This is a genomic window from Zetaproteobacteria bacterium (assembly GCA_003696765.1).
In the GTDB taxonomy this organism is placed as follows: domain Bacteria; phylum Pseudomonadota; class Zetaproteobacteria; order Mariprofundales; family J009; genus RFFX01.
Map to the genome: position 1 here is coordinate 1 of RFFX01000032.1, position 10,103 is coordinate 10,103.

Consider the following 10,103-nt stretch of genomic DNA (forward strand, 5'->3'; position numbering starts at 1 on the left):
CCGCCATCCGCGGCCAGAAAGATCACACGACAGCGCTCGATCGCAGCAGAGCAGGGCACAACGTCCACGGACGGACCTTGTGCGATTCGACCATGACCACGAAACCAAACGAAGCCCGACACTGCTTCCAACTACTGGAACAACAGATCGCCGGGCGGATCATCGGCCAGCGCCGGCTGATCAACCGGCTGCTCATCGCCCTGCTCGCCGACGGCCACCTGCTGGTCGAAGGCGCGCCCGGACTGGCCAAGACGCGGGCGATCAAGGTGCTCTCCGACGGCATCGAGGGCAGCTTCCACCGGGTGCAGTTCACCCCCGACCTGCTCCCCTCCGACCTGACCGGCACCGAGGTGTTCCGCCCGCAGGATGGCAGCTTCCACTTCGAGCGCGGGCCGCTGTTCCACAACCTGATCCTGGCCGACGAGATCAACCGCGCGCCGGCCAAGGTGCAGTCGGCACTGCTCGAGGCGATGGCCGAGCGGCAGATCACCGTCGGCAAGCAGAGCCACCCGCTGCCCGACCCGTTCCTGGTGATGGCCACACAGAATCCGATCGAGCAGGAGGGTACCTACGCCCTGCCCGAGGCGCAGCTCGACCGTTTCCTGCTGCAGGTGAAGATCGACTATCCCGACGCGGCGGAGGAGCTGCAGATCCTCCGCCTGACCCGAGGCGAATCGCTGCGCGCGGTCACCGGCAGCGAAGCGGAGCAGGCAGGGCGTCTGCTCACGCCGGCGTTGCTTGGCCAGGCGCGGGCCGAAGTACTCGGCCTGCATATGGCCGAGCCATTAGAGCGCTACATCGTCGCACTGACCGCCGCCACCCGGCGCGGCGAGCTGGCCGCGCAACTGCAGTACGGCGCCAGCCCACGCGCCACACTGGCGCTCGACCGCGCCGCCCGCGCCCACGCCTGGCTGGCCGGGCGCGACTTCGTCTCGCCCGACGATGTACAAATGTTGGCCCACGACGTGTTGCGCCACCGCATCGCGCTCACCTTTGAGCTCGAGGCCGAAGGGGAGAGCACCGACCGATTCATCGACCGGCTGCTGGCCACCGTGCCTGTGCCCTGATCCGCGCCTTGTTCGCGCACCCGACCGCCATCTCGCTGCAACATCTGGTCGCGCTGTCGCGCAAGGCGGAGGGGCTGCATCTGCTCTCCGGCGCGGTACGCGGGCCGCTGGCCGGCGGCCACCTGTCGCGGCTGCGCGGCCGCGGCATGGAGTTCGACGAGGTACGCCGTTACCAGACGGGCGACGATGCCCGCGCCATCGACTGGAAGGTGACCGCGCGCAAGGGGGCGCCCTACATCAAGCTGTTCCGCGAGGAGCGCGAGCGGCCGATCATGCTCTGCATCGACTACCGTCCGGAGATGTTTTTCGCCACCCGCGGCGCCTTCAAATCGGTGCTGGCCACCTCCATTGCCGCGCTTTACGGCTGGGCGGGCGTCGCCCACGGCGACCGGGTCGGCGGGCTGCTCTTCGATGGTCGCACCATCCAGCAACAGCGCCCGAGGCGCGGCCGCCACGGCCTGCTGCGCCTGCTCGGCTGCTGCTGCCGCCACCGGGGATGGCAGCCTGCCGCCGATAGGGGGATGGCGGCCACAACGCCCACCACCCACTCGCTCGCCCCCCTCTTCTCCCGCCTGCGACGGATCACCCCGACCGGCAGCCTGGTGGTGCTGATCAGCGACGGGCGCGGCTTCGACGAGGAGCCATCCGGCCAGCTGGCGGCGCTGGCCCGCCACAGCGCGTTGCTCATGATCCGGGTGACCGACCCGTTGGAGCACGCCCTGCCTGCCGGCGGCCCGTTTCCTGTGCAGAGTGGCGGCGCCACCGTGATGCTCGATGGTCGCGACCGGCAGTGGCGGGCGCGCTACGCGGCGCAGGCGGAGCAGCGCGACCGGGCACTGCGCGATCGCTGCCGCGCGCTCGGCATCCACCTGCGCGAGCTCTCCACCGGCGACGACCCGCTGCGCGTGCTGGCGCAGCCGGCCTGAATCGGTGGCCGCCGCCACCGCGCCGTCGCTGGCCCAGCTGCGCGACATCCATCTGCCGCCACCGGTCTCCTGGTGGCCGCCGGCACCCGGCTGGTGGCTGCTGCTGTCGCTGCTGGTTCTGCTCGCCGGCGCACTGTGGTGGTGGCAGCGGCGGTGCAGCGGTGGCAGCAAGAGGTGGCAACGGGCGGCGGAGGCGCAACTGAAGCGCGAGCTGGATGCACTGGAGGCCGCCTGGCGGGCCGACGGCGATACAGGCGCGCTCTGCCGCGACATCTCGCAGCTGTTGCGCCGCGTGGCGTTGCGGGCCTTCCCCGACGAGGAGGCAGCCGGCCTGCGGGGGAGGGCGTGGCTGGAGTTCCTCGATCGTCGGCAACTGATCGCCCAGCGCTTCACCGACCCGGAGCTCGCCGCGCTGCTCACCACCGGCCCCTATGCCGCCACCCCGCCTGAGGGCGATCCGGAGCGGCTGCTCGCCGCCTGCCGGGCGTGGATGGAGCAGGCGCTACGCCGGGCTGCGGCGGAGCGGAAGCGAGGGTGATCGCCTTTGGCTGGCCCTGGGCCTGGTGGCTTCTGCCGCTGCCGCTGCTGCTCCGCCTGCTGCTGCCGGCGGCCGGGCGCGCCACCGCCGGCGCGATCCGAATCCCCTTCGTCGGCGAGATCCTGCAGGCCAGGGGGGAAGTCCCCGGCACTGCCGGTCTTCCACCGCGCAGCGCACGGTGGCGGCTGGCGGCCATGGTGCTCATCTGGCTGCTTTTGGTGGCGGCAACCGCCCGACCGCAGTGGCTGGGCGATCCCGTCGCCCTGCCGGTCAAGGGGCGCGATCTGATGCTGGCGGTCGATCTCTCCGGCAGCATGCAGACCATGGATTTCACCCTCAACGGACGGCGGGTCGATCGGCTGACCGCCATCAAGGCGATCGCCGGGCAGTTCATCGCCCGCCGCACCGGCGACCGACTCGGCCTGATCCTCTTCGGCGATCAGGCTTACGTCCAGGCGCCGCTCACTTTCGACCGCAAGACAGTGGCGCGGCTGCTGATGGAGAGCGCGATCGGTCTGGCCGGCAAGCGCACCGCCATCGGGGATGCCATCGGGCTGGCGGTCAAGCACATGTCGATCGACCACCACAACCGTGGTCGCGTGCTCATCCTGCTCACCGACGGCGTCAACACCGCCGGCCGCCTCAAGCCACGCGAGGCGGCCGATCTGGCCAAAGCGGCCGGCATTCGCATCTACACCATCGGCATCGGCGCCGATTCCATGGTGCAGCAGGGCATCTTCGGCCCGGTTCGGGTCAACCCCTCGGCCGACCTCGATGAGCGGATGCTGACCGAGATCGCCGAATGGAGCGGCGGCCGCTACTTCCGCGCCCGAGACAGCCGCGAGCTGGAGCAGATCTACCATGAGGTCGACACCATCGAGCCGGTCGCCCGCGAGCGCCAGTTCTTCCGGCCGGTGCAGGAGCTCTACTGCTATCCGCTGGCCGCCGCCTTTCTGCTGACGATCGGCTGGCTGGCCGGGATGGTTGTCGCGGAGATGCGTGGTCGGGGGCGCGCTGCCGCGAACCCACGGCGACATGATGCGCAGTAGGAAGGAAACCCCTTCCCCGGACGGCAGGGGCAGCGGTTCGTTGATCCGCCTCTTCATCGATCAGCCGCTCCGCGAGGGGGCGGAAGTGGCGCCGAGCGCCGGGCAGGAGCACTACCTAAGGCGGGTGATGCGGCAGGAGGATGGCAGCCGGCTGATCCTGTTCGACGGCAGCGGCGGCGAGTACGAAGCCACCCTGCACCGCACCGGGCTGCGGGTGGCAGGCCGCATCGACATCGAGCGGGAGCTGCCCCTGCCGGTGACCGTCATCCAGGGGGCCTGCCGCAGCGAGCGGATCGAATGGATGCTGCAGAAGGCGACCGAACTGGGGGCGGCAGCCTTCACCATCGTCGGCTGCGCCCGCGCCACACTCCAACTGCCGGAGTCACGGCGGGCGCGGCGGCTGAAGCGGTGGCGCCGGATCGTGATCGAGGCGGCCGAACAGAGCGGGCGCACACGCATCCCCACCGTTGCCTGGGCCGATCGCTTCGATACAGTGGCAGCCGCCCTGCCACCGGGCACGCTGCGCTGGCTGCTCCATCCGCGTGGCACCACCCCGTGGGCAGAGGCGCGCGGCGCCCTCGCCCACGCCGACGCGCTGGCCCTGGCCGTCGGCCCGGAGGGCGGATTCACCGACCAGGAGGTCACCCTGCTCGAACGTCACCGCTTCCACCCGCTGTCGTTCGGCCCGCGCACCATGCGCAGCGAGACCGCCGCCCCCGCGCTGCTCGCCGCCGTCCAGGCGCTGCTAGCGTGAGCCATCCGGTCGCCGTGCTGCTGCTGGCCGCGGGCAGCGGCCGACGCATCGGCGGGCCCGTGCCCAAGCAATACCTCGATGTGGCCGGACGGGCGTTGCTCTGCCACACCATCACCAGCCTGCGGCGGGAGCCGCGCATTCGCTGGATCCAACCGGTGATCGCCGAGGGCGACGAGGCGCGTTTCGCCGCCGCCGTCGCCACCCTGCCGCAGGAGGGGCTGCTACCGCCGGTGCATGGCGGTCGGGAGCGGGCCTGCTCGATGGCCGCCGGTCTGAAGGCGCTGCCCGGGGAGGCCGGGCTGGTCGCCGTGCACGACGCCGCCCGCCCCCTGCCGCCGGTCGAGATGCTCTCCGCGCTGTTCGACTGCGCCGCCGCCCACGGCGCCGCCGTCCCCGGCCTGCCGGTGACCGACACCATCAAGCTGATCGATGACACCGGCGTGGTGGTGCAGACCCCGCCGCGCGCACGCCTCCGGGCGGTGCAGACGCCGCAGGTGGCGCGGCGCGACTGGCTTGCGGCGGCGATCGCGCAAGCCGGCGACGCGCTGGCCGGGTTCACCGACGACGCCGCCCTGCTCGAGGCGGCGGGGTATCCGGTGCGCATCACCCCCGGCGCACCGGAGAACCGCAAGATCACCACCGCCGAGGATCTCCGCTGGCTGAAGGAGCAGCTCGGTGGGGCGTGAGCGGAGCGGTGGCGTGGTGCTGCTCACCGGCGCCTCCGGCGGCTTCGGCCGCATCTTCGCCCGTCGGCTGGAGCAGGCCGGCCACAACCTCGTTCTGAGCGGTCGCGACCACGAGCGGCTTGCGGCGTGCCGGCAGCAGCTCGATCGGCCGCAGGCGCACCGCATCGTCGCCGCCGATTTGAGCACACAGGAGGGCATCGATGCCCTACTCGATGCGACAACATCGTCGGAAGCGCCTGTCTGTGGGCTGGTCAACAACGCCGGCTTCGGCCTGTGGGGCCCCTTCGAGAGGCGCACGAGCTGCGACCACCGGGCGCTGATCGCCACCGACCTGATCGCACCGATGGCGTTGACCCATGCCCTGCTGCCGCAACTGCGTCGCCAGCACGGCTTCATCATCAATGTCTCCTCGCTGGCCGGGGAGTCGCCCCTGCCGTGGATGGGCAGCTACTCGGCGGCCAAGGCGGGGCTGACCTCCTGGAGCGAGGCGTTGCGCGCGGAGCTGGCCGGGGCGGTGCGGGTGGTGACGCTGGCACCCGGCCCGTCGCCGACCGGCTTCCGCTCCGTCTCCGGCATGCCCGACAGGCTCGGCGGGCGGCTGCGCACTCCGCCGGAGCGGGTGGTCGATGCGGCGCTGGCCACGCTGGCCCGCGGCGGCGGTTTCTCTGTTCCCGGGTGGCGCCACCGGCTGCTCTGGTTGCTGCAGAAGAGCACGCCGCGCCCGCTCTCCTGCGCCGTCATGCGCCGCTACCTCGCCCCGTGACCTCTTCGCCCGCGCAGCAAGGCGGCTGGCGCGTGCGCGTCTCGCGACGGGCCAAGCAGATGTCGTTGCGCATCCTCCCCCCCGACGGGCGCGTGGAGGTGGTGCTGCCCCGCGGATGGAGCAGCGAAGGGCTCGATGAAGTGCTCCTGCGCCACGCCGACTGGATCGCCGCCCGACAGCGGGAGGTCCGGCTGCGCCATCGGGATGAGCTGGCACCCAAGCTCCCCCGGCGGCTCCACTTCCCCGCCGTCGGATTCGATGCACAGGTCGAATACGACGACCGCCCCGATGCGACCCGCTTCCGGATCCACCAGGAGGAGGGGAGGGTGGTCCTGACCGGCCCCTGCGCCGATGCGCGGGGGGCCTCCCTGGCGCTGCAGGACTTCCTCAAACAGCAGGGAAGAGCGCTTCTGCCACCCTACGCCGTGGCCCTGGCCGAACGGCACGGGCTGATCCCCGGCCGGATCGGTGTCCGGCTGCAGCGCAGCCGCTGGGGGAGCTGCTCCTGCCAGGGCAACATCTCGCTCAACGCCCGTCTGCTGCTGCTGCCGCGCGCGCTGCTCGACTTCGTGATCTGCCACGAGCTGGCCCACCTGCGCTTCTGCGGCCACGGTCCCGACTTCCGGGCGCTGCTGGAGCGGATGCAGCCGCAGCGGGCCGAACTGCAGCGCCAACTACGCGCGGCGGAACGAACCCTCCCCGCCTGGGTGCGGGCGCGAAAAGATCAAAATTGACGACTTCGCAAGAAGTCGTCATCCGCGGCCGGGACGGCCGCGCAAATCCGAAGCTTGCAGATGCAAGCGAAGGGTTTGTAAGGCAATCGAAGACCGCGCTCTTCGATTGCCGTCGAGCAAAAAGCCCACGGACGGGCTTTTTGCGATCTAATCGGAATTGACCCCGCAGCACTACTGCGAACAGCGAACCCGCGGCGCCGGCTCCTCCTTCTTCTACGCCTTCCTCTTCCTGCCTCCTGAGCAGCGCCGCGCCATGATGGCGCTCTACGCCTTCTGCCGCGAGGTCGATGACATCGCCGACGAGATCCGCGACCGGGAGGTCGCCCGCCGCAAGCTCGGCTTCTGGCAGCAGGAGATCGCGCGGTTGTTCGACGATCATGACGCGCCGACCCATCCGGTCGGGCGGGAGCTGGCCTGGGTCCGCGGCCGCTTTCCTATCGAGCGCACCCCGTTCGACGAGATGATCGCCGGCATGTTGTGGGACATCGAGGGGCGGCCGATCGCCGACGATGCGGAACTGCGCCGCTACTGCCACTATGTCGCCGGCACCGTCGGGCTGTTGACCATCGCCATCTTCGGCTGCAGCCATCCGCTAAGCCGCGCCTTCGCCGAACGGCTCGGACTGGCGCTGCAGCTGACCAACATCCTGCGCGATGTGGCCGAGGATGCGGCCAACGGCCGGATCTACCTGCCGCAGCAGGCGCGCATTCGCCATCGGGTGGCCGATCAGGACCTGATCGAAGGCAACATGCACGAAGGGGTGCGCCGGCTGCTCGCCGACTATCGGGCGCAGGCGGGGGAGGCCTATCGTGCAGCGCTGGCCTGCCTGCCGGCGGAGGAGCGGGAGGCGCTGCGCGCTTCGCTGATCATGGCCTCGCTCTACTACCACCACCTGCTCCGGCTGCAGCGGGTCGACGGCGACGTCTGGCGGCGGCCGGTGACCATCTCGCCGCTGGGCAAGATCTGGATCGCCTGGCGCATGGCCCGGCGGGAGGCGCGCGCGGCGAAGCGGGGGGCACCGGTGCGGTTGACCCGGGGCCGATGAGCGCAGGAAGAGAGGCCCCGGTTGCGATCGTCGGCGGTGGCCTGGCCGGGCTGGCCGCGGCGATCATCCTGGGCGAGCACGGCATCCCCTGTACCATCTTCGAGGCGGCGCCGCAACCGGGCGGACGGAGCGGCTCGTGGTGGAGCCGGGCCGATCGCTGCTGGATCGACCACGGCCCCCATCTGCTGCTCGGCTGCTACCACCATCTGCTCGGCCTGCTGGCCCGCGCCGGCGGAAGCGGCAACATCCGCTGGCAGGAGTCGCTCATCCTGCCGCTCTGGTCGGCCGATCGCGGCCTGTTCACACTGCGTCCGGGCCGACTCCTACCGCTGGCGCTCGCCCTGCCGTGGGCGGTCTCCCGGCTGCCCGGCCACGGTCCGGGCGAGATCGGCGCGCTGATCCGCCTGCTGCGTCAGCCGCCGGAACGGCGCATCTCCGTGGCCCGGTGGGTCGAGCGGTTGCGGCTGCCCAAACCACCGATGCGCGACCTGATCACACCGCTCTGCCTGGGCAGCATGAACGAGGCGCCGACGCGCGCCAACGCGGCCAGCTTCCATGCGGTGCTGCGCCAGGCCTTCTCCAGCCAGCGCAACGCCCGCATCGGCTGGTTCCGCCATCCGCTGCGCGAGGGGCTGATCGAACCGCTGTGCGCCCACGCCCGCCGGCTTGGCGTCACCATCCGCTGCAACAGCGTGATCGACGCCATCGATTGCTCGCGGCTGTCCAGCCGCGGCAGGCGGTTCGGTCCGTTCCGCCGCATCGTGCTGGCGTTGCCGCCGGCGGCGCGCAACCGGCTGCTCGGCATCCGCCGGCCGGTCGCCGCCCGGGCCATCGCCAACCACCACTTCTGGTTCGACCACCCCCTCGCCCTGCCCCACCCCCGCTTCGTCGGCGGCATCGGCACCAAGGGAGAGTGGTTTTTTGATATTGACGCCATGCTGGAACGCCCTCCCTCGCAACTGCACCACTGCTGCGTGGTGATCAGCGACGCTCCCACCGACCGGGCCGTCGATGGGAAGCGGTTGCTCGACGAACTGGCTGCAATCACCGGGCACGGGAAGCTGCGCCCGGTGCGCAGCCGAACCATAGTGGTGCGCCGCGCCACCCATCCGGTGGGCCCCTGGCCCGAAGCCGACCTGCCAGACGGGGTGATCGATGCCGCCGAGCAACCCCGCCCGGGGTCGATTCCGGCGACCATGGAGCTGGCCGCGGCCCGCGGCACGGCTGCCGCCAACCAGGTGCTGGAGCGGTGGTGAGGCAAGGAAATGCAACCAGTTATTCACCGCCGCCATCCCGCCCCGATCCTGCTTGCGCAACTTAGCGGATGAAGCGAAAACAAACATGAATAAGGCGGTATAACGTATTGATATAAATCATAAGTTCTCGATGATCAAAATATGATCATCACCGTGTCACATGGCAAACCCGCTGATTTCCCCCCTCTCTCCCCCTTCCTCCTCCACAGAGTTATCCACAGGCTTCTTCTCCACGCGGCTAACGCCTTGTTTTCCCGCCAGTCGGCACCGCCGCCCCTCTCCGGCGGGCCGGTTTCCCGGATGGCAACGCCTCCGCTTTGCGCTATAGTGCGCCGCCGTTTTCGGCAGGCTCCCTCCGCCGGAAGATGGATCGCGCCCCGTCCACCGACACCTCCCGATGGGATCGGACGGGTGGCTTCCATTCCGAAGATTTCGATGATCTAGACCGCAAAACGCCCGTTCGGGGCCTTTTGCGCGACGGCGGTCGATGCACGGATTCGGTCGCCCGACCAATCCGTCGCTCGCCGGGCAAGTTCCGGATGTGTGCGGCAGGAGCAGGCCGCGGCGCCGGCTTCCTCGCAACGTCGTCGAGCAGTTTCTGGAGAGACAGCGCATGAACCATTCCGCAACCCGGATCCGGCGCTCCGCCGGGGAAGGTCTCTACGATCCCCGCTTCGAACACGACTCCTGCGGCGTCGGCTTCGTCGCCCAGATCAAGAACCGGCAGAGCCACGCCATCGTCGAACAGGGGCTGGAGATCCTGCTGCGGCTGACCCATCGCGGTGCGGTCGGCGCCGATCCCCGCGAAGGCGATGGCGCGGGCATCCTGCTGCAGCTCTCCGACAATTTCTTCCGCCCCGCCGCCGAGGAGGCGGGGATCCGGCTGCCCGACCACGGTGAATATGGCGTGGCCATGTGCTTCCTGCCGCGGGACGACGACCACCGTCGGCAGTGCGAGGCGATCCTGGAGCAGACCGTGCGGGAAGAGGGGCAGCGGCTGCTCGGATGGCGTGACGTGCCCGTCGACCCCGATGCGGCCGACCTGCCGCAGAGCGTGCTCGACTGCCGGCCGGTGATCCGGCAGTGCTTCGTCGCCATGGGCGAGGGATGCGGCGATCAGGAGCGGTTCGAGCGCAAGCTCTTCGTCATCCGCAAGGTGACCCAGCACCGCGTCGCCGACCGCGCATTCGACGACCCGGCCCGCTTCTACATCGCCTCCTTCTCTTCACGCACCATCGTCTACAAGGGGATGTTCCTCTCCCATCAGCTCTCCGCCTTCTACCCC

11 protein-coding genes are annotated in these 10,103 nt (G+C 70.3%); all 11 read left to right on the forward strand.

What is annotated here, in order from left to right:
• Positions 1-92 precede the first annotated feature (92 nt).
• Positions 93-1,067: a MoxR family ATPase gene (locus D6682_03200; protein ID RMH51875.1), complete on the forward strand. Its 975-nt coding sequence runs from the start codon at positions 93-95 to the stop codon at positions 1,065-1,067.
• Between the two features lie 8 nt (positions 1,068-1,075).
• On the forward strand, positions 1,076-1,993 hold the full coding sequence (locus D6682_03205; protein ID RMH51876.1) for a DUF58 domain-containing protein: 918 nt from the start codon (positions 1,076-1,078) through the stop codon (positions 1,991-1,993).
• Positions 1,842-2,531 (forward strand): DUF4381 domain-containing protein, encoded by a 690-nt coding sequence (locus D6682_03210; GenBank protein RMH51877.1) that lies wholly within the window; start codon positions 1,842-1,844, stop codon positions 2,529-2,531. The genes D6682_03205 and D6682_03210 overlap by 152 nt, the downstream gene beginning before the upstream one ends.
• Positions 2,528-3,580 (forward strand): VWA domain-containing protein, encoded by a 1,053-nt coding sequence (locus D6682_03215; GenBank protein ID RMH51878.1) that lies wholly within the window; start codon positions 2,528-2,530, stop codon positions 3,578-3,580. The genes D6682_03210 and D6682_03215 overlap by 4 nt, the downstream gene beginning before the upstream one ends.
• Complete coding sequence (locus D6682_03220; GenBank protein RMH51879.1) at positions 3,531-4,334, forward strand: 16S rRNA (uracil(1498)-N(3))-methyltransferase; 804 nt, start codon at positions 3,531-3,533, stop codon at positions 4,332-4,334. Before D6682_03215 ends, D6682_03220 begins: the two co-directional genes overlap by 50 nt.
• Positions 4,331-5,020 (forward strand): 2-C-methyl-D-erythritol 4-phosphate cytidylyltransferase, encoded by a 690-nt coding sequence (gene ispD, locus D6682_03225; protein ID RMH51880.1) that lies wholly within the window; start codon positions 4,331-4,333, stop codon positions 5,018-5,020. Before D6682_03220 ends, ispD begins: the two co-directional genes overlap by 4 nt.
• On the forward strand, positions 5,010-5,783 hold the full coding sequence (locus tag D6682_03230; protein RMH51881.1) for an SDR family NAD(P)-dependent oxidoreductase: 774 nt from the start codon (positions 5,010-5,012) through the stop codon (positions 5,781-5,783). Before ispD ends, D6682_03230 begins: the two co-directional genes overlap by 11 nt.
• Positions 5,780-6,517, forward strand: coding sequence for a DUF45 domain-containing protein (locus D6682_03235; protein ID RMH51882.1), 738 nt, complete (start codon positions 5,780-5,782; stop codon positions 6,515-6,517). The genes D6682_03230 and D6682_03235 overlap by 4 nt, the downstream gene beginning before the upstream one ends.
• Positions 6,518-6,674: 157 nt before the next feature.
• A complete protein-coding gene (hpnD, locus tag D6682_03240; protein RMH51883.1) occupies positions 6,675-7,562 on the forward strand; it encodes a squalene synthase HpnD in 888 nt (295 codons plus the stop codon).
• Positions 7,559-8,818, forward strand: a complete 1,260-nt coding sequence (locus D6682_03245; protein RMH51884.1) for an FAD-dependent oxidoreductase — start codon at positions 7,559-7,561, stop codon at positions 8,816-8,818. The genes hpnD and D6682_03245 overlap by 4 nt, the downstream gene beginning before the upstream one ends.
• Positions 8,819-9,431: 613 nt before the next feature.
• A partial coding sequence (locus D6682_03250; protein ID RMH51885.1) for a glutamate synthase subunit alpha occupies positions 9,432-10,103 on the forward strand: 672 nt, incomplete at its 3' end.

Excerpts from the sequence above, each read along its gene's own strand:
- D6682_03200 (RMH51875.1), top strand. The coding sequence starts at position 93 with ATGACCACGAAACCAAACGAAGCCCGACACTGCTTCCAACTACTGGAA.
- D6682_03210 (RMH51877.1), top strand. The coding sequence starts at position 1,842 with ATGGTCGCGACCGGCAGTGGCGGGCGCGCTACGCGGCGCAGGCGGAGC.
- D6682_03245 (RMH51884.1), top strand. The coding sequence starts at position 7,559 with ATGAGCGCAGGAAGAGAGGCCCCGGTTGCGATCGTCGGCGGTGGCCTG.